At 44.2% G+C, this 18,045-nt stretch carries 19 protein-coding genes; 2 read left to right on the forward strand and 17 right to left on the reverse strand.

The window, feature by feature from the left end:
• Nucleotides 1-48 precede the first annotated feature (48 nt).
• Complete coding sequence (locus AB3N61_RS10315) at nt 49-690, forward strand: periplasmic-type flagellar collar protein FlbB (RefSeq protein ID WP_020770708.1); 642 nt, start codon at nt 49-51, stop codon at nt 688-690.
• A 6-nt stretch (nt 691-696) separates the two neighbouring features.
• Nucleotides 697-1,089 carry a TOBE domain-containing protein gene (locus AB3N61_RS10320; protein ID WP_020770644.1) on the forward strand — a complete coding sequence of 131 codons (393 nt, stop codon included), beginning with the start codon at nt 697-699 and terminating at the stop codon, nt 1,087-1,089.
• Here AB3N61_RS10320 and AB3N61_RS10325 read toward each other — a convergent pair.
• The 17 genes from AB3N61_RS10325 to fliN all read right to left on the reverse strand — a co-directional run bounded on the left by AB3N61_RS10325 (nt 1,055) and on the right by fliN (nt 17,782).
• Nucleotides 1,055-2,158, reverse strand: a complete 1,104-nt coding sequence (locus AB3N61_RS10325; RefSeq protein ID WP_367897520.1) for a DUF3089 domain-containing protein — start codon at nt 2,156-2,158, stop codon at nt 1,055-1,057. The two genes, AB3N61_RS10320 and AB3N61_RS10325, sit on opposite strands and share 35 nt — an antisense overlap.
• A gap of 73 nt (nt 2,159-2,231) precedes the next feature.
• Nucleotides 2,232-2,717: a guanylate kinase gene (gmk, locus tag AB3N61_RS10330; RefSeq protein ID WP_367899083.1), complete on the reverse strand. Its 486-nt coding sequence runs from the start codon at nt 2,715-2,717 to the stop codon at nt 2,232-2,234.
• A gap of 62 nt (nt 2,718-2,779) precedes the next feature.
• Nucleotides 2,780-3,061 carry a DUF370 domain-containing protein gene (locus tag AB3N61_RS10335; protein WP_008597280.1) on the reverse strand — a complete coding sequence of 94 codons (282 nt, stop codon included), beginning with the start codon at nt 3,059-3,061 and terminating at the stop codon, nt 2,780-2,782.
• Nucleotides 3,061-4,269: a hypothetical protein gene (locus AB3N61_RS10340; protein ID WP_367899084.1), complete on the reverse strand. Its 1,209-nt coding sequence runs from the start codon at nt 4,267-4,269 to the stop codon at nt 3,061-3,063. The genes AB3N61_RS10335 and AB3N61_RS10340 overlap by 1 nt, the downstream gene beginning before the upstream one ends.
• A gap of 65 nt (nt 4,270-4,334) precedes the next feature.
• Nucleotides 4,335-4,700 (reverse strand): hypothetical protein, encoded by a 366-nt coding sequence (locus AB3N61_RS10345; protein ID WP_020770739.1) that lies wholly within the window; start codon nt 4,698-4,700, stop codon nt 4,335-4,337.
• Between the two features lie 5 nt (nt 4,701-4,705).
• On the reverse strand, nt 4,706-6,688 hold the full coding sequence (locus AB3N61_RS10350; protein ID WP_367897521.1) for a FapA family protein: 1,983 nt from the start codon (nt 6,686-6,688) through the stop codon (nt 4,706-4,708).
• A gap of 153 nt (nt 6,689-6,841) precedes the next feature.
• Nucleotides 6,842-7,642: an RNA polymerase sigma factor WhiG gene (gene whiG / locus AB3N61_RS10355; RefSeq protein WP_008592176.1), complete on the reverse strand. Its 801-nt coding sequence runs from the start codon at nt 7,640-7,642 to the stop codon at nt 6,842-6,844.
• Nucleotides 7,643-7,883: 241 nt separating this feature from the next.
• Nucleotides 7,884-8,369: a hypothetical protein gene (locus tag AB3N61_RS10360; protein ID WP_367897522.1), complete on the reverse strand. Its 486-nt coding sequence runs from the start codon at nt 8,367-8,369 to the stop codon at nt 7,884-7,886.
• The gene (locus AB3N61_RS10365; RefSeq protein ID WP_020770813.1) at nt 8,366-9,271 is read right to left on the reverse strand and encodes a MinD/ParA family protein; all 906 of its coding nucleotides are present in this window, start codon (nt 9,269-9,271) and stop codon (nt 8,366-8,368) included. The genes AB3N61_RS10360 and AB3N61_RS10365 overlap by 4 nt, the downstream gene beginning before the upstream one ends.
• A 40-nt stretch (nt 9,272-9,311) precedes the next feature.
• Nucleotides 9,312-10,586 (reverse strand): flagellar biosynthesis protein FlhF, encoded by a 1,275-nt coding sequence (flhF, locus tag AB3N61_RS10370; protein WP_367897523.1) that lies wholly within the window; start codon nt 10,584-10,586, stop codon nt 9,312-9,314.
• Nucleotides 10,587-10,625: 39 nt separating this feature from the next.
• Nucleotides 10,626-12,743 carry a flagellar biosynthesis protein FlhA gene (locus AB3N61_RS10375; RefSeq protein ID WP_020770725.1) on the reverse strand — a complete coding sequence of 706 codons (2,118 nt, stop codon included), beginning with the start codon at nt 12,741-12,743 and terminating at the stop codon, nt 10,626-10,628.
• A gap of 15 nt (nt 12,744-12,758) precedes the next feature.
• Nucleotides 12,759-13,970: an EscU/YscU/HrcU family type III secretion system export apparatus switch protein gene (locus tag AB3N61_RS10380; protein ID WP_367897524.1), complete on the reverse strand. Its 1,212-nt coding sequence runs from the start codon at nt 13,968-13,970 to the stop codon at nt 12,759-12,761.
• Nucleotides 13,971-14,023: 53 nt separating this feature from the next.
• Nucleotides 14,024-14,803: a flagellar biosynthetic protein FliR gene (fliR, locus tag AB3N61_RS10385; RefSeq protein ID WP_020770785.1), complete on the reverse strand. Its 780-nt coding sequence runs from the start codon at nt 14,801-14,803 to the stop codon at nt 14,024-14,026.
• 9 nt (nt 14,804-14,812) lie between these two features.
• Entirely contained in the window at nt 14,813-15,076 is a 264-nt protein-coding gene (gene fliQ / locus AB3N61_RS10390) for a flagellar biosynthesis protein FliQ (RefSeq protein ID WP_020770865.1), read from the reverse strand.
• The gene (fliP, locus tag AB3N61_RS10395; protein ID WP_367897525.1) at nt 15,073-15,867 is read right to left on the reverse strand and encodes a flagellar type III secretion system pore protein FliP; all 795 of its coding nucleotides are present in this window, start codon (nt 15,865-15,867) and stop codon (nt 15,073-15,075) included. The genes fliQ and fliP overlap by 4 nt, the downstream gene beginning before the upstream one ends.
• A 56-nt stretch (nt 15,868-15,923) precedes the next feature.
• Nucleotides 15,924-16,712: a flagellar biosynthetic protein FliO gene (fliO, locus tag AB3N61_RS10400; RefSeq protein WP_020770604.1), complete on the reverse strand. Its 789-nt coding sequence runs from the start codon at nt 16,710-16,712 to the stop codon at nt 15,924-15,926.
• Nucleotides 16,709-17,782 carry a flagellar motor switch protein FliN gene (fliN, locus tag AB3N61_RS10405; protein ID WP_020770724.1) on the reverse strand — a complete coding sequence of 358 codons (1,074 nt, stop codon included), beginning with the start codon at nt 17,780-17,782 and terminating at the stop codon, nt 16,709-16,711. Before fliN ends, fliO begins: the two co-directional genes overlap by 4 nt.
• Between the last annotated feature and the right edge of the window lie 263 nt (nt 17,783-18,045).

Consider the following 18,045-nt stretch of genomic DNA (forward strand, 5'->3'; position numbering starts at 1 on the left):
TTGGAAAAAAGAATTTCAGGATCCAGGCTGGACATTCGGGTATAAGAAGTGGCAAGTTTAACCGATAAAGCAAGAGCAGTATATTTAGTACTTCTGATCTTCTTCTTAGTGTTGATCGGATTTTTTGCGTTTCATTATTTTCAGATCATAGACGCTGCCGAAATTTTTCCTTTTTTAAGGACTGAACCCGGCTTAGTTAACCCCGATTCAGAATCTCCTTCCGAATTAGAGAAGTTGGAATTCCGTAAAGAAATGGAAAGACTCGCCAAAGACCGAGACGAGATCTCTCAAAGAGAAGAAGAGCTTAAAAAAGAAAAAGAACGTCTCGAAGCGGAATTGGAAAAGATCGAGGAACTGAAACGAGGTCTTACTTCCAAGGAGAATGAGCTCAAGTCCTCCGAATCCGAACGAAATAGTAGAGGTAAATTGGTTAAGGTCATGGCAGAGAAGGTAGCGAATATGCCTCCGGACAATGCCGTGCAGATGTTGACCAATTGGCCTGACAAGGACATCATAGACGTATTTATCCAAATGGACAAGGATGCGGAACAGGACGGTAGACAAACGATCACTACTTACCTTCTCACCTTATTCCCAGCGGAACGTAGGGCGAATATTACGAATAAATGGTTGTCCAGATCCGACGTGATAAAGGCTCCCGAATCCAATTCCGAATCAGAAGAACTTTAAAATTTTATGAAGAAGAAAACCATCCTCTTTTTTTCTATACTAGTACTATCTTCAGGAGCCGTTTACTCTAAGAGTAAAAAAGCCGCTCCTGTAAAACCTAAATATGTTTCCGGCGAAGAACTGGTCAATAATCCGGGCAAAGCTGTAGGAGAAACCGTTCGAGTTGCCGGAACAGTGACCCATGTTTTGTACAAAGGAAATTCTATCCGATTTGTAGTCCATTTTTCCGGAAAACCCGTTGTCCTTGATTCAGACGATTATAGTTTAATGAACCGAGTCTCCGTAGGTTCCTATGTGGAAGTTTGCGGATTTTATCTAAAGAATAAGAAGTTGGATCTGGACGGCAAAAGAACGGATATGCCTTCTATCGTGATAGAACAGACTTACTGCACAAACTAGTATTTCGCACGAAGCAAACAGAGACTCCCTTAGAGTTTCGATTTTTTAAAAAAACTTCCAATCTCTCTTTTGCGTTTTTTCTAATATTCGAATAGAAAAAATGAAAATCTCCTGTGTGTAGATTCCCGTCCTTTCCTAAATTCGGCGTCCGAGAAATCTCAGGCTCGTGTATCCATAAAACTCCGGAATTACATTTTGCATCTGCAGTTCCAGGGATCAATTGATCAAAACTTCTGTTCACACTTCCTAAATTTTCGGACTTCGGAGAATATTCCTCGTCCTGCTTCCAACTCAACGGATTCACACAAACGGTATCTTTTCCATATCTGTCCAACAATCTGCCTGGCGAATATCCCCAAATATAGGAATTCCACCCCACCACACATCCCGTTTCTTTCGGACCGGAACACACCGGTAGACCTGTCTCTTCCTGTTTAAAAGGAAATCCGATCGAATAAGAGACAATCAAGTTTTTCTTATATTCGGGATTAGTAGATATCACTTCCTTTAGTAAACGGATAGAATGTCTTGTGCCTTGGCTATGAGAAGCTATAATAAAGGGTCTTCCTTGATTCCAGTGTTTCATATAATACAAAAAGGAATTTTTCACGTCTTCGTAGGCAAAATCCAAAGCGGCCTGTCCTTCGGAAGCATCTTTTGTAAAAACAAAAAATGCAGCCTGTCTATACCGAGGAGCGTAAACTTTACAACATTCGTTAAACGCACTTGCCTGGGTCCGAACTGGATGTTTGTCCGTTCTTTCGTTTAAACTCTCATCCTTTAGATCTCCATTCCAGTATTTGGGTCGTAGGAGCAAGGTGGTTGGATGGATATAAAAAGTATCCGCCTCTGCGATAGACTGGTTTTCTTTTAAACCTGAATTTTCTGGAACAAGATCGGCATTATCTTTTTTGTCGGGATGTGCGGCCCAAAATTCCGACTTAGAATAGTCTGGAGCGAGTAAGTTCTTACTTTTTTCGAAATCTTTCCTGGGTTTGATCAGGAACATACATTGGAAGCTGAAAGTGGTTAGTAGCAGAATGAAGATAGAAGAAGGTAAGAATTTCATATTTATCCGATCCTTAGTCAACGAATAAGACAGGAGTAATTGATCCGGGTTTCCGGGATTTGTCCGAAATTTACTAAAATAGTATTTCTTCCAGACGGGACAACGCGAGCTCCAGTGTATCGTTTATAATGATATGATCGAATTCGTCTTTATGAGCTAATTCTTCCTTTCCGTTCTTGATCCTCTTCAGGATACTTTCCTCGGAGTCAGTCCCTCTACCGCGAAGTCTTTTTTCCCATTCTTCTTCGTTAGGCGGAAGTATGAAGATTGTGATCACTTCTTCCCCAAGCTTTCGTTTTAGCTGTGCGGCTCCCTGCACGTCTAGATCCATAATGACCGATTTGCCCGAAGACATACATAGGTTTACGAATTTGGCGGGAGTTCCGTAATAATTATCGTGGACCTTGGCCCATTCTAAAAATTCTCCCCGATCGATCCCGGACTCGAATTCTTCCTTCGTTAGAAAAAAATACGTTACACCTTCCTTGTCACCCGGACGTGGAGGCCGAGTAGTACAGGAAACTGAAAAAGCCAAATCCGGATGTTTGGCCCTTATCATTTGGATGAGTGTGGATTTGCCTCCTCCTGCTACGGAGGATAGAACGATCAACTTGGGAGATTTCAGTCCTTTTCTTCCTCTTCTTCAGCGATGGAATTATCCCTGCTTTCTATCCTTCTTGTGAGGGCTTCCACTCTTAAGTTGGAAAGGATCAGATGGTTAGAGTCCGTGATTATGATGGACCTGGTCTTTTTTCCCTGAGTCGCGTCTACCAAACTGTTATTACTTTTGGCTTCGTTTCGGATCCTTTTTGCGGAAGCTGAATCCGAATGAATGATACCCACGATCTTGGAAACCATAACTATATTTCCAAAACCAACGTTCAAGACGCTAAATTGGGACATTAGGTCCTCCTATTTCTCTCCAACCTAAATCTTTCGATAATGTCCACCTCACCGGTGGCGAGATCCAAGGCTTCTGAGATTTCCTCATGGGAGTATCCTTTTTTCAAGAGGAAAACGACCTTCTCTATTTTACTCGCCCCTTCTCCCAGGTCTTTTAGCGCAGTTTCGGATGAAATTTTTACGGAATCCGGTTTTTGAGGAGTGTAACCCGTCATCTTCCTTTCCAGGATTTTTCCGAAATTCTCTTCCACAGGAATTTTATTGTCGGTCCTTTTGGATTTAGAACTCGTTTTCTTAGGATCCAGTTCGGGCGTATACTCCGGCTCCGCTTTTAAAGATCCTCCGCTAATATTTTCCGGAAATTCGATTTTATTCTCTTCGAACGGATCTCCATCCAAAGAAATATCGAATGTAGAACTTGGGTTGTACATAGGTTGAGGAGTCCTTGTAGGAGAAATTTCGGACATCAATTCCTGAGCATCTTTCCAACCCATCACGTCCTTGATCTTCTTGCCGAAGGTTTTCAGAATTCCCAAAGTTCCTGAATCCACTTCGGAAACGGAAGATGGCTCTTTTTTCAGATTTTTTCTTTCCGGATCCAAGAAGGGTTTAGGATTTTCCGGAGAATAATTTTCTCTCAGATTCTGTTTATAGAGCCTTCCGACTCCTTCTCCCGCTTTTGCAGCGAGTTCTTGTTTTCTTTTCTCCAAGGATTCGGTCGGAGCGGCTTTTAATTCTTTTTGCTTTTCTCGAATTAGAGTCAGATACTCGTTCTTAAATTTTTCCTCATCGGAGCTTTGGACCTTTTCTTGGTGAGTAAGGATAGAAGGCTCTTCCGCTTCCAATTTTTCTTCGACACTCTCGAATTCCAAAATCGGTTCGGGAATTATATTCTGTTTTTCTAATTTTTGCCCTTCGGTAGAAAGTATTTTTTCCGGAAGTGATTCCAATTTTTGGAGAATGGATCTGTATTTTTCTTCCAAGGAATCGGAACGTTGTACCAATATTTTATAGGCTTGGATCTTGGAATTTAGAAGTTCTATCTGGCTTTCCGTTTCCGTCTGGATCTCGTCCACCAAGGTCCGTATCTCTTCGTTGATACGACGGATCATATGAGAACGGATCCTCTTTGTTACTTGCGCGGATATACCTACGTACAAGCCTACAGCTATAATAATGTTTAAGAATAGGACTGTGAATAATTCCATCGCACGAGCGTCCTTTTCGAGGATTTCCAACAACATTCCTCGGGAAAACCCGGTGCGAGTTTTTATTACGCTATATAGTCCACTGTAGAACGAGTAGGTGTCCGAATTTCGGTTTTTCTACCGCTCTTATCGTAGGAGAAAATTCTCTCCTTACCACCCTCGGGTTTTGGCCCTTTAAAAGAACGGATTTCCTTTTCTATTTCTCCGATCCTTTGGGTGTATGAATTGCGAAGTCTTTCCCTATATTCCGGAGATAAAGAGAAAGTTTCGGTGTACATCTGCACCGCATACTTTTTATCTATGGAATATTCACGGATCGATTTTTCGTTCTGAGCGATCACATTGGAAAGAGTATGTGGGTTCTCCACCATAGCCCTTCGGACGAGATCATTCGCCGCGCCGTATCCGGAAAGAGGTTCGTTCAGCCTCATATCCTTTATTTTCCTCTAGATCTGTTTTTTCTCCAGTCTTTTTTATCCGGTTCAGGATCTTGGAACGGCAATTGTCGGATCACCCCGTTTTCTTCCACAAAGGTCTTATGTTTGATCTCGTTACGAGTCTTGAAGTCCGCACTTTTAATCTTGATGGTGACCCCGCCATATAAGGTCTTTTCGACACTGATCTTGCCGTTTGCGGCCCGTTCCTCTATATATGTCTTAAGGTTTTGGATCTCGTTTTCGTATTCTCTGACCCGGATCTCCAGCTTTTCAGCGGCCTTACTGGTTTTAATCAACTGTTGCTCATGGTCCTGGGTGAAGGAAGCAGGGTCGTTCTCCTTTCTCGCCTTAAGCGTCTTAAGACTTTTAGAGATTTGTTCGAACTTGTCCTGATTTTCAGCCAGTTTTTCTTCGTATTCGGAGATCTGTTTTAATACCTTAGGATCTGTTCCTACAATCAGTTCCGTAGGTGGGTTGGCGGAGGATCCTATGACCTTTGCAGAGATCGTATCGGAAGCGCGAATTGTACCTCCTACAATCTGTCCCCTCTTACCATTTGAGATCACTTTTCCACCCGCGCTCACAAAGCAGTGAAGAATTCCCTCTTGGACCACCACGTCTTTTTCCGTCACAACGGTCGCGTTCTGGATAAACTTTGCGATTACGTTCCCACCTGTGGATTCAATACGGGCCTCGTCCCTTCCGGAAACCCCTTGGCGAATGATTATATCTCCGTCAGCTTCCACATTTGCTTTCTGGACCGTGCCGTAGATCTCTATATTTCCGGCTGCCTTAACTGAGTAATTGTCTTCTACGTTTCCTGTGATAATCACAGAACCTAAGAAAGTAACGTTACCTGTCTTGATTCCTACATCACCGTTGACCCTATACACGGTTTCCACCGAGAGTCTACCGCTTGCATAAACGACCTGACCGTTCACTTCCGCAGTGAGTTTGGTCCTGTCTTCGGAAAGGATGGTTCCTTTTCCTTGTTTGAGTTCCGTGTCTAATCCGTCTTTTGCGGGAAGAAGTTCGTTAAATAATGTGCGGCCGTATTTCCCTCTCTCCGCAGGAATTTTTTCCGCGAGAAGTTGTCCAACGACTACGTTCTCGATCAAGTCCATGTCTTTATAGTCCACTTTTCCGGATTCGTCTTCCCGGAAGACTACCTTCTTACTGATACGAACATGATAGATGACCTGTGCATTCTTTCCGTTTACAGGAGGATCTCCTTCGGCGGCGGTGAAAGGTTGGTTATAGAATTCGTCTTCCAACCTTTTTTGGATCTCTTCTTCTTTTACACCGTATTTGATCCCGGCGTTCTTGAGATAATTGACTACATCTTTTACTTCCAGATCTCTTCCGCCTGGTTTTGGAGGAATGAAAGTGATCTTGGCTTTCATCTTGTCCGGAGCAATATCCAATACCATTTTCGCCTCGGCACCCTGCCTTGGTTTCATATTGGAAATATAGATGGGTTCACCCTTGGCCTCTTTTACGATCTTCTTGATCTGGCCGTCGTCTACTTCGTTTATTCCTCGAACGGAAAGTCTGCGAGAAACTTCCGAAAGTTCGATTGCTTTTCCATCACCGGAAGGCGGATAAATTGTGAGATATGTTCCGTTTCTGAAAATTTGAACGACTGCTCTTCCGTCTCTGTCCTTAGGCTGAAGGAACTCTTTCAGATCTTTGGAGACTAGCTTGCCTGAGCCACCCGTTAATTTTTTGTCCAATTCCGAAAGTTCGTCTAAGAAAGTATCTTCCGGTAGGATGGATGCTCTAATATGCCAAGGCTCGGAGCCGAAAAATTTTTTCTTTCCGCGTTTAATTACTATATAGTCGATTTCGTGCGATTTTCTCTTTAGATGAGCGGCAGCTAGCTGAAGACATTTTTCCAATGTAGGAGCTATGACTTCTACCTGCTCATTTTCGAGCTTGTCTAGTTCTTTGGATTGGTCTTTTAGAAAGGATGTAAGACTCAAGAACCTTTGTCCTCCTACAAATCGGGTCCGGGTGTTTTGAAAATCAGATTCCCCGGAGAACGGGTGTATCGCGCCCCATAGGAAGCGATACATATTCCAAACTTCCCATTCCCTCCATTTATAAAAAACGTGGGTTCTTGCGCGTATAGTTTATTACTTTTTACTAATAACCGATTTCACCTTTCCTAATTTACTACGAAGTCTTGCCACGGCTCTCGTATGAAGTTGGGAAATCCTGGATTCGGTTACTTCTAATACTTCTCCGATCTCCTTTAAGGTTAGATCCTCGTAATAATAAAGAACGATTACTTTTTTTTCTTTGTCCGGAAGGGTTTTGATCGCTTCCACGATCACGTTTTTGATCTCTTCTTTTTCGATGATGGTGTCCGGGTTCATATTCATCGGAGATTCTAACGTCTCCATGAAAGAAACCTCGTCGTTCTCATCGCCAAGGAACCAAATATCATTTAAAGAGACGAGTGAGGTACCGCTGATCTTAGTAAGAAGCGAGTTGAACTCCTCGACGGAGATCCCCATTTCTTTTGCGATCGCTTCATCCTCAACATGAGCGCCTTCTTTGTTCTCGAGCATCCCGATAATTTGCTCCAACTGTTTCGCTTTTTGGCGAATGGAGCGAGGGATCCAGTCGATGGAACGAAGTTCGTCGAAGATAGAACCTCGGATCCGGGTCATCGCATAGGTTTTAAATTTGATCTGTCTTTCCGGATCGAATTTTTCGATCGCATCTAGAAGACCAAATACACCGTACGAAACAAGATCATCGAACTCAACGTTTTGAGGCATACCGATCGCAATACGACCGGCCACATGTTTGACTAGAGGAGAGTATTTTTCTACAAGATAACTGCGAATATTCTGGTCTTTAGAGTCTCTATAGGACTTCCAAAGCTCGGTTTCATCCGTATTATTGTATTTTTCGAAAAGTTTGGACATAACAACGGAATAGGGTGGTCCTCTGCTTAAGAGTGTCGTGGACCAAACCGATTTGCAATAGCATTTTTTGTCTCAAAAAAGGGAAATCAAGCAGTTTTTTGTCTCATTGGGTTTCTGTGCGGAAATCGGGTATTTTACTCGATGTAAGAGATCCTACATTCGGAGAATTTGATACTCGGTGGGTGGAAATCGTACCCTAGGAATTCCGGCCGAGGTAGGATCCCGGTCGGAAAGATTTTTACTATTTTTCCTGGTTACCGTCGTCTTTGGCGAGCATTGTCCGGATCGCTTCTGCCATCAACTTCGGCTCATTTTTGATCGCGATATTTTCTACGATAATATGATCTCCGAATTTATCCGCTTTTTTACGAGGGATTCCGCTTGCAGCGGCCCGGATCTCATCTGCACTCGTCGGAGAATCAAAATGAGCGGTAGAAGTATCCATATCCGCATGCTCCGAATAGGAAGGGCGATTTCCGCCTTCGAGCCCATCCTCTTCTCCGCCGGCAGATGCACCGGTGAAATTTCCGAGTAGATCTAAAAATTCAGGGACCTTGGAAGCTAAAACGGAATATACACCAAATCCGAAAACAGCCATTCCGACCGTGGACAAAAATGTAACGAGGGCAATATGGCCGAAGTAATTTCCGACCATGATTCCACAAACCAGACTTATGATGAGTCCTAAAAAGGAGAAAAAACCGAGAAAACCGATTTGCAGGTTCACTCTTCCTCGCTCTGTTGTTTTTCTCGAACGTCCACGAAATTGAAGAATTTTTTGAAGAAGCCGGTGATCCCGGAATCATCTCCACCATCCATTTCCTGGTTCAGAAGAGAATATGTGATACGATTCAAACAAGCTGCTGCTTTACTCTTAGGCGAATGAATGATATACGGTTTTTGTTCCCGGATACTTTTTTCCACCTCGTCGTCTTGGAAGATAAATCCTAAATTTTCAACTCTCACTTCCAGGAACTGACCGGAGATATCGATCACACGGTCCGCAACCTTCTTCCCTTCGATGGCGGAACGTACACGGTTCACCACCATCTTAAGATTTTTGTCTCTGCTTTGGGAAACGATCGCTTTGATGAGTCCGTATGAGTCTGTGATCGCCGTAGGTTCAGGTGTAGTAACTACGATCACATCATCCGCAGGAAGTGTGAGTCCGATCACGTTAGAGCTGATCCCTGCTCCCGTATCTATGATCATATAATCATAAGAATCCAGATCTGCGAATCCTTTGATCAAATTATTTCTTTGGGTATCATTTAGGTTCGCAAGTTGAGAATAGCCGCTTGCACCTGCGATAATATCCACCCCTTCCGGAGCTTGGATGATAATGTCCTTTAGGCTTTTATGTCCCTTGACTACGTGATATAAATTGTATTTAGGGATAATCCCTAAGATCACATTCACGTTAGCAAGTCCTAGGTCTCCGTCGAATACTAGGACCTTCTGTCCCGCCTTAGCCATGGAGATGGCGAGATTAACTGAGATAGTACTTTTACCGACCCCACCCTTTCCGGAAGCGATCGCTATAATCTTAGTCATAGGTTTGGTTGAAGACACGAGTTTTAAACTCGTATTACCCTCGGTAAGTTTCCGCAACTGAGTCGCTTGGTCCATCCTAACCTCTTTCTCTGGGACTTAGGTTTTTACCGAAACCCTAAGCGGAGAATACTTCTCCACGGATCTCGATTATTTTTTCCGGATTTACTGCGCATTCAGCGAGTTGGTGTTTTTCCGCTGGGATCATATCAAAGGGAACTTCTTGACCAACACTTAAATGGGTAAAACCCTTATTAAGTGTATCGGCTAGTTCCAGAAATCCACCCAAAAATTCCGCTTCGTCCAGTTTAGTTAATAAAATTCTACGGAATCCAAGGGGTTCGTAGGCTTTCATTACGGAGTGGGTGTGATGATACGAAGATGTGGCGGATAATACAAGGATATTTTCAACGTTGTCCCTTTCTCCGAAAGCCGAAAGGTATCCGTACATTTTACTCAACTGGTCCACATTCCGATGGCTATAACCCGCAGTATCGATGAGGATCAACTCGGAGCCATCTCTTGCCAAGGTTTCCTGAAAACGTTTCAGATCTTTTACCGCATAAAAAGGCATTTCCATGGTATCCGCGTAGCGTTTCAGTTGCTCGATCGCCGCGATCCTATAATTGTCGGTTGTGTATAAAGACACGGATTTTCCCATATGAAGATGGTACTTAGCGGCTAGTTTTGCGATGCTTGTCGTCTTTCCGCTGCCTGTAGGTCCGACAAAAAAGACCACTTTTCTCTGTCCTCTTCTGGTTCCTTTAAAAATATCCGGCTCAACCTGCACTCTTTCGGACAGTACTTCTATAATTTTTTCCTGAACTGCCACCGTACGAGAACGATCCAATGGAGAAAGTCTCTCTTCCACTTGGGAAATAATTTCTTCCGCGTATGCCTCGCTCATTCCATCTCGAACAAGCTTATCCCTCATTTTAAGGATATTGGAATCCTGCTCCTTACGGATCGGCCTTCCGATTTTAGGCTCGAACTCTTTGGAAAAAGAAAGACCTAAATCCTCATCCGATCTGGTTTCTTCGGAGGTGACTTCTATTAGTTCTTTTGGCAAAGAAGAAGTCCTCGGACGAGAAGTTCTTTCTTCCCAGCTCGGTAATTCTTCCAGACTTCTTCTTTTTTCGGAGCCCAGAGTGGACTTTTGTTTTAATAGTTCTTTTAGGTCTTGGAGTTTTTTCTCCACTTTCTCTCTGGAACTTGCCTTTTCCGGGATACCGACTTGGATCTCCACGACCTTCCGGGCCATGAGTCCTGTCCCGAATACCCCACCTTCGGTCAAAATCCGATGCTCGATGACATGGGCTTCCGGGCCGTATTTCATCTTCATCTGCATTAGGCAATCCTGTAGATCCTTGCCCCTAATCTTTGCGAAATCCATGCTATCCTCCTGTTTTTTCGATTAAAATATTACGTTTTCTTAACTCACTTCCGCCGGTTCCGCCGCCTGGGCTTGTGTCACCTTAAGTTCCCCGGCAATCACGGTAGGAACGGAAGAATGAACCTCTTCTAATGCGAGTACCGCAAAGTTCCTAGGCGGAAATTCCTTCGCTAAAAAATAAGCGAAAGGCATTCTGACTTCTCTGTTCACCACATAGATCGGGAATCCTCTTCCTTCTTGGACCCTGCGATTCATATCCGCCACGGATTCCAAAAGTCTTCTTTGGAAATCGGGAGGGAGGACTAAAATATCCCTTCCTTCCAAACGATCCTGCGCGAGAGATTTGTTCAATCTGTCGAGCACACGACCTTCTACCACGATGACCTGAAGTTTTCCGTCCACCATATAATCTTTTACGATCGTATTGGAGATTGCCTGCCTTACGAATTCCGTAAGAACATAAGGGTTCGGATACTTGCTCATCTTGTTTGCGACCGTTTCCAAAATCGGGACAAGATTGCGGATGCCCAAACCTTCTCTGAGAAGATTTTGAAGAACTTGCTGTAACATTCCCAAATTCCCTGGTTTGTCCGCTTCCAATTCTTGGATAAGCGTCGGATATTGGGCTCTGTAATGATCCAGAAGTTTTTTGACTTCTTCTCTTCCAAGCAAACTGGAAGCATGAGTCGCAAGTAATTCTCTTAAGTATGTGATGATAACAGTAGAAGAATCCACTACGATAAAACCTTTGGATTCCGCATCTCCTTTGGAATCAGCAGAGATCCATTTTGCAGTCCTTCCGTAGGCAGGTTCCAAGAAAGATTCCCCTTCGATGGAAGAAAGGTCCTGGCTTTCCGCAGAAGGCATAGCCATAAGTTTTTCCGGACGGATCGTGCTGGAGCCGACTTCCACTCCGTTGATCTTGATCGTAAATTGATCCGGAGGTATTTCCAAATTATCTAATATACGAATAGGAGGAATGACGATCCCGCTTTCACGTGCAAACTTTCCTCTTAAGTTGGAAATCTGGTCCATCAATGTCCCGCCCTGGGAAGCATCCACTAAAGGCACCAGATGATAACCGAATTCGATCTCGATCGGCTCGATCCTAAGTTCATCGTAATAATCCCGAGGTTTGCGATCCCCGACAGCCTCTTTTTCCTTCTTCTCCAAAACCTCGAGTTGTTCCTGCACGGTTTTTTCTAGAGAATATGCTAAGTAAGCGAGTCCGCCGGCAAGAAGTACCATCGGAATAAAAGGTAAACCGGGGATAAATGCGCCGAGTCCCATAGAGACCGCGACAACATATAATACTTTGGAGTTCGCAAATAGTTGTGTCTTAAATTGTTTCGCTAGATCCGATTCGGATCCGGAGCGGGTGACGATGATACCCGTAGCTACAGTAGTGAGAAGTGCAGGGATCTGGGAAACAAGTCCGTCTCCGATGGTGAACTTTCCATACGTTTCGATCGCAGATATGAAAGATTCTCCGCGGATGCTTGCACCGATGACAACACCTCCGATCAGGTTGATCGCGGTGATGATAAGTCCTGCTCGCACATCACCTTGCACGAATTTACTCGCTCCATCCATGGAACCGTAAAAATCCACTTCTTGTTCTATCTTCTTTCTTCTTTTACGAGCTTCCGCCTCGTTTATATTTCCAGTGGAAAGTTCCATGTCGATTGCCATCTGTTTACCAGGCAATGCATCCAATGTGAACCTTGCTGCCACTTCGGATATACGGGTCGCTCCTTTAGTGATCACTAATACCTGAACGATCACTAAAATTAAGAAGATAATAAATCCGACCACATACTTACTTAAACCGGATTCGCTTCCCACGATGAAAGAACCGAACGCATCTATGATCGCACTATTTATTGCGGGACCCTTGGACAAAATTTGTCTAGTTGTGGAAACGTTCAGCGCCAGACGATAGATAGTCGTGATCAATAATAAACTAGGAAAAATCGAAAATTCGGACGGTTCCTTGATGGACAAGGAAGTCAAAACGATGAGTAGACTCAAAGCCAAGCTGAATAAGATCAGAATATCCAAAACAAATCCAGGCAAAGGAACAACGAGCATTCCAACCACTGCAACGGCTCCCGCACCCAGGATGAAGTCGGATTGTGTATACCATTTCTTATCCATAATATTCTCCTAGGTCTAAGAAGCGTTTCTGAACGCTCTCCGAAAAGATTCGAGTTTCGTAAAGATCACACTGAGTGCGGTATAGAATTTAGCCGGGACTTCCTGACCGATCTCCACCTCGTCGTAGAGTGTTCTTGCCATTGGGCGGTCTTCCACGGTGGCGATATCGTTCGCCTTTGCGACACGGATTATACGTAATGCGAAATCATCTACTCCTTTCGCTATAACGATAGGGGCCTTGTGTTTATTCGGTTTATATTCCAATGCTACCGCAAAGTGAGTGGGATTCGTAATGACAACGTCCGCTTTGGGAACTTCCGCCAGCATCTTGCTTTTTTTGATCTGATCTCTGGCCATTTGTCTTCTTCTGGCCTGCAAAGAAGGATCTCCGTCCTGCTCCTTCATTTCTCTTTTGGATTCCGAAGGAGTCATTTTAAGCGCTTCTTCATATTCGTATTTTTGGAAGAAATAGTCCCCGATGCTGATCGCGAGCAACAGTATCCCTACTACGATAAAAATTTTGAATGCCGTATAAGTGATTAATGCAACGGATTCTTCGAGGCCCATATTCCCGAGCATCAAGATCTTGAAAAAGTCCTTCTCGATGACAAAATAAGAGACCCAAGCGATTGCGACAACTTTGACCAAGGACTTGATGAGTCCAAATAATGTTTGTCGGTTCGGAAGTACCTTTTTGAAATTCGGGCGGATCCTCCCGAAATTTAATGCAAGAGCCCTAGGAGCGAATAAAAACCCGGTCTGGACAACGTTACCCACAATTGCTGCAACCACTGTGATCCCCATCAAAGGAAGAAGTAGCTGTGTAATATCCACAAGTGCGTTATTTAAAAGTTCGCTCACCGTTTCGGAACTGACCACATTCGCCGAACGTATTCCGAAGAAATATTTTCTTAAAAGATAATAAGATCTCATAAAAAAATACTCCCCCATGAGATACATGAGAACGATCCCTGCGAGAAGAACGATGGCAGAGGCAACCTCGGGACTTTTAGGAACATTTCCCTTTTCTCTTTCTTCTCTTCTTCTTCTTTCGCTGGCCGGTTGGGTACGTCCCTCATCTTCCGCTGCGAATAATTGTAGGTCGATGCGAAACGGGATAGCGGCGAGTTTTGGCTGTGTTTGTGGAGTTACGTGTAGGAACTCCACTATCGGATTAGAGTAGAATATTCCTAATTTTCGCAACTTCGCTTGTAGGAACTCCAACATGCGGACATACGACCGATGTCGGAGTTCCAACAGACTTTTCGAAAAGACTACCATCAGTTCGGCCATCCCTTCAACATCAGGTTCATTTTCTCAAAGGAAAGTTGGAAAGCATTGTCCATCTGAGTGATCAGGAATGGAACGATCAGGATCATCACGATTAGTCCGATCGCGATCTTGATCGGAAAACTCAGTTGTAGAATATTCAACTGAGGAGCTGCCTTTCCCATCAATGCTTCGGAAACAGTAACTAAAAATAAAACTCCGAGTATCGGTAGAGAAATTTTGAAAGCGACCAGGAACATCGCACCGACCGCTTCTTCCATCGCCTTGTAAAGTCCGTCTTGGATCTCAGGCACAAGTTTCAAAACCTGCACCTTCTCAAATGAATATACCAGACTTTCGAATAGAAAACGGTATGCTCCCAAAGAGAGAAATAGAAGCATACCCAACATATTTTTAAGAGTACTGATCACAGGAAGACTCGTTTGCGAGATCGGGTCCAATATCTCCGCGTAACCGAAACCGAGTTGGACGTTAAAAAATTCTCCAGCCATTTGGAAGGAAGAGAATACCAAACTGACCAAAAATCCCATGAGGACTCCGATCAAGGTTTCCGCTACGGCAACTAAACCGTAATCAACCATATTGCCCGGGATCGGAGGAACAAACGAAGCGCTCACAGGAAATAAAATTACGGAGATCAGAAATCCAAGAGTCATCCTCTGCGGGAAGCTGATCGAGGCAAAGGAAAACACAGGAGCAACGGATAGAAGCCCCACGATCCTTGCCAGGATCAAAAGAAAAACTTGGAAATTTCCTACAAAGTATTCCATTTTTAAAATCTAAAACTTCTCTATCATCAGGAAAAGATCCCTGGTATAATCCGTCATCGTCTGAAGCATCCATCCCGCAAAGATCACGATTACGGCAAAAATGGATAATAACTTAGGAACAAAAGCAATCGTTGGCTCTTGGATGGAAGTTGTGGTCTGTAAAATTCCGATAACAAGTCCTACTACCATCGCAGTCAGCAAAATGGGAGAAGAAAGTTTGAGAGTCACAAACAGCGCGTCTCGGATCAGAGTGATTGCATCTACTTCCGTCATTTATAGCTCCTTACGAGCTCGTAGACGATTAAATTCCAACCATCCACAAGAACGAATAAGATCAATTTAAACGGCAAACTTACCATCACGGGAGGAAGCATGTTCAAACCCATGGAAAGAAGTGCGGAAGCAACCACAAGATCCACTACGATAAACGGAATAAATATGATGATACCGATCCAAAACGCCTTCTTGATTTCCGAAAGCATGAATGCGGGGATGAGAACGTAATTCGGGACATCGTCGAAGGATTCTACATTCTCCACTTTTCCGATCTTTAAAAATAAGGCCACGTCCTTGGCGCCGCTTGTCCCGATCTGTCTCATCATAAATTCTCTAAGCGGGACCATGGACTTATCAAAAAATTCGTTTGTATCGATCTTACCTTCCATGTACGGATTTAAACCTTTCTCGTACACAATATTCAAAGTAGGTGCCATGATAAAGAATGTCATAAATAACGCGAGTCCCACCATTACCTGGTTAGGCGGAAGGTTCTGGATAGAAAGAGCCCTTCTCACAAAATCCAAAACGATCACTATCTTGGTGAAAGAAGTCAGAGACATCACAATGGCAGGTGCTAAGGAAAGAATTGTGACTAAGAACAAGATCATGAGAGAAAGACTTGTCTCTCTCGGACCTTTCGCTTCGTTCACATTGATATTCAAATTCGGGATCGGGATCCTAGGGGCATTTGCCTGCGCGTAAGTTTCCTCCGGGATTGCCAAGATCAAAACGGCAAAAAGAAGAATGCCCGAAAGTATCTTCCACATAACTCTATTATGTCTCATACTATCGGAAAACTTTTTCCCTGCCAGTGTAGCGAACCCCTCTCCCACTTTTCCCCCTAATTCGAATCGAATAATCCGTTTTCCAGATTATTCCTTTCCTTCTTAATTTCGTCTAACTTCTCTTTGAGTTTTCTCTGTTTCTCTTTTCTTTCTCCGGGAGTTTGGCGAAGCGTTTGTTCCTCTTCCTCAGACTTCCCGGTCAGACGAATATTCAAATCCTTTAACTGTTCCAGAGCTGTGACGAGAAAGCCGCCTTCCGGAGGTTTAAATTCGTCTCTCATTCTCTGCAGTCTTGCCTTGGTCTCCGTATCCGTAATTTCGGAGATTAGATTAATACCGTTATCTGCCACACCCAATACGAAAATTTGCCCGGTTACTTCTACGATCTGTAACTGTTTGTTCGTGCCTAAGCTCAAACTACCGAGAAGATTCATTTCTCCTCGAACGGGAAGGGAGCCTTCTCTGGATTTTGCGAGAGTCCTCAAGACCCAATACGCTGCTCCACAAAGAATTCCAAGTACTAGAACGATCCTAAAAAGTATTCCCGCAAGACTCGGCCCATCCGAAACAGGTTTGTATCTTTCTTCCACGGGGTTCGGTGTCGACTCCGGGACAGTTTCCTTCTTCTCTTCTTGTTTAGGAGTAGAAGGTGCCGTAGACTCGGAGGCCTTTTTATCAGCTGTGCCTAATTCTTTTTTGAGAACTTCGTCCATTTGTTCTCTTTCGGAACCTTGAGAGTATAATCCTCCGGCAATACCCGATAAAATACAAAAGACTCCGAACGCCAAAGCGAGGGAGCCGAATCCTGAAAAAAACGAATGGATCGTTTGAAAAATTCGGCTCATCCGCCTCCCGACTCCGGCTTGATCCTATCGGCCGGACTTACGATATCCGTTACACGTACACCGAAGTTTTCGTCGATGACCACGACCTCACCCTTCGCGATCAACTTACCGTTTACCAAAAGATCCACAGGCTCACCTGCCAACTTGTCCAACTCGATGATGGAACCTTCCCCCAAACCTAAGATATCTTTAATATACATCTTGGTCCTTCCGAGTTCCACAGTCACAGACATCTGCACGTCCATGAGAAGGTTCAGGTTCGGAGTGCCTTGGGCGCCGCTTGCAGTCGCAAGATTCGGGAAAGAAACTCCCTTCATTCCGACTTGGGAAATTCCTCCGCCACCGCCCATTCCGCCTTGGTAGCCGCCGGAAGCATAATCGCCTCCCCCTCCTCCGGATCTTTTGGAAAGAGAGAGAATATCATTCGCCATAGATAAAGAAAGAATGAACTGAATTCTAAAAGAAGGAAGTCCTTCTATCGCTAAATTGAAGAAGGTCCGAACGAGAGGGTCTCCTTCCGGCAGAACTAATGCGGCAGGAGAAGTTACATGTCGAGTCTCTGCAGGAGAACCGTTCACTCCACCACCGGTTTTAGCAGCGATCTGCGATTGAAGCGCTCCCATGATGGGAGTTAAACTATCTCTGAGAGTCTGGAGTTGGCCTTCGTCCAGACCACCCGAATCAAATCCACCCATCATCATGTTCGCAATACGAGCCGCATTGTCCGCGGCCATCGCAAGCACAACTCTTCCGTTCAGATTTCCTGAATAGGTAGAATATAATAAAAACGTGTTGGACTTGAGTTCCGCTTCCACATCCTTCCGGGATTTGGCCTCGGAGGTAGGATTCATAAAATTGGAAGTTTTGGAAAGAATGGCTGCTAAAGTATTTCCCGCAGTCATAAAACAATGAGAAAGAAAATCGGACAGAAGGTCTCGATCTACCGGAGAAAGACCGGCAGCTTCCTTGGACCCGCCTCCGGCAGCCATGCTGCTGCCTGGATCGAATGTGTCATTTGCACCCGCTAAAAGGGCGTCTATTTCTTCCTGGGAAAGGGATCCTTCACCCATCTGGGGCACTCTCTCTTAGTTTTGGATTAGGAGACATAATAAAAAGAAATTTGTCGACCCTTTTTTTTCTTGCTCAGAAAATCGGTAGGAAAAGGCCGGGGAACTTAACCACTATTCCAGCTCGAATTTTTCCGATAGTCAATTCGTTTCCCAAAAAAATCTTACTCTCTGCGACTTTGCGCCTCTGTGATCTTCGTGCCTCTGTGCGCAACCCCCACCTTTCCCAGACCGGCATCCTATACCAGTTTTTTTCGAATTTTTAT

The organism is Leptospira sp. WS58.C1, from assembly GCF_040833995.1.
GTDB classification, from domain to species: domain Bacteria; phylum Spirochaetota; class Leptospiria; order Leptospirales; family Leptospiraceae; genus Leptospira_B; species Leptospira_B cinconiae.

Bases quoted from the DNA above. Each gene is read 5' to 3' on its own strand.
- AB3N61_RS10320 (WP_020770644.1), top strand. From the start codon at position 697: ATGAAGAAGAAAACCATCCTCTTTTTTTCTATACTAGTACTATCTTCA.
- AB3N61_RS10325 (WP_367897520.1), bottom strand. From the start codon at position 2,158: ATGAAATTCTTACCTTCTTCTATCTTCATTCTGCTACTAACCACTTTC.
- gmk (WP_367899083.1), bottom strand. From the start codon at position 2,717: ATGATAAGGGCCAAACATCCGGATTTGGCTTTTTCAGTTTCCTGTACT.
- AB3N61_RS10335 (WP_008597280.1), bottom strand. From the start codon at position 3,061: ATGTCCCAATTTAGCGTCTTGAACGTTGGTTTTGGAAATATAGTTATG.
- AB3N61_RS10340 (WP_367899084.1), bottom strand. From the start codon at position 4,269: ATGGAATTATTCACAGTCCTATTCTTAAACATTATTATAGCTGTAGGC.
- AB3N61_RS10345 (WP_020770739.1), bottom strand. From the start codon at position 4,700: ATGAGGCTGAACGAACCTCTTTCCGGATACGGCGCGGCGAATGATCTC.
- whiG (WP_008592176.1), bottom strand. From the start codon at position 7,642: ATGTCCAAACTTTTCGAAAAATACAATAATACGGATGAAACCGAGCTT.
- AB3N61_RS10365 (WP_020770813.1), bottom strand. From the start codon at position 9,271: ATGGACCAAGCGACTCAGTTGCGGAAACTTACCGAGGGTAATACGAGT.
- flhF (WP_367897523.1), bottom strand. From the start codon at position 10,586: ATGGATTTCGCAAAGATTAGGGGCAAGGATCTACAGGATTGCCTAATG.
- AB3N61_RS10375 (WP_020770725.1), bottom strand. From the start codon at position 12,743: ATGGATAAGAAATGGTATACACAATCCGACTTCATCCTGGGTGCGGGA.
- AB3N61_RS10380 (WP_367897524.1), bottom strand. From the start codon at position 13,970: ATGTTGGAGTTCCTACAAGCGAAGTTGCGAAAATTAGGAATATTCTAC.
- fliR (WP_020770785.1), bottom strand. From the start codon at position 14,803: ATGGAATACTTTGTAGGAAATTTCCAAGTTTTTCTTTTGATCCTGGCA.
- fliQ (WP_020770865.1), bottom strand. From the start codon at position 15,076: ATGACGGAAGTAGATGCAATCACTCTGATCCGAGACGCGCTGTTTGTG.
- fliP (WP_367897525.1), bottom strand. From the start codon at position 15,867: ATGAGACATAATAGAGTTATGTGGAAGATACTTTCGGGCATTCTTCTT.
- fliO (WP_020770604.1), bottom strand. From the start codon at position 16,712: ATGAGCCGAATTTTTCAAACGATCCATTCGTTTTTTTCAGGATTCGGC.
- fliN (WP_020770724.1), bottom strand. From the start codon at position 17,782: ATGGGTGAAGGATCCCTTTCCCAGGAAGAAATAGACGCCCTTTTAGCG.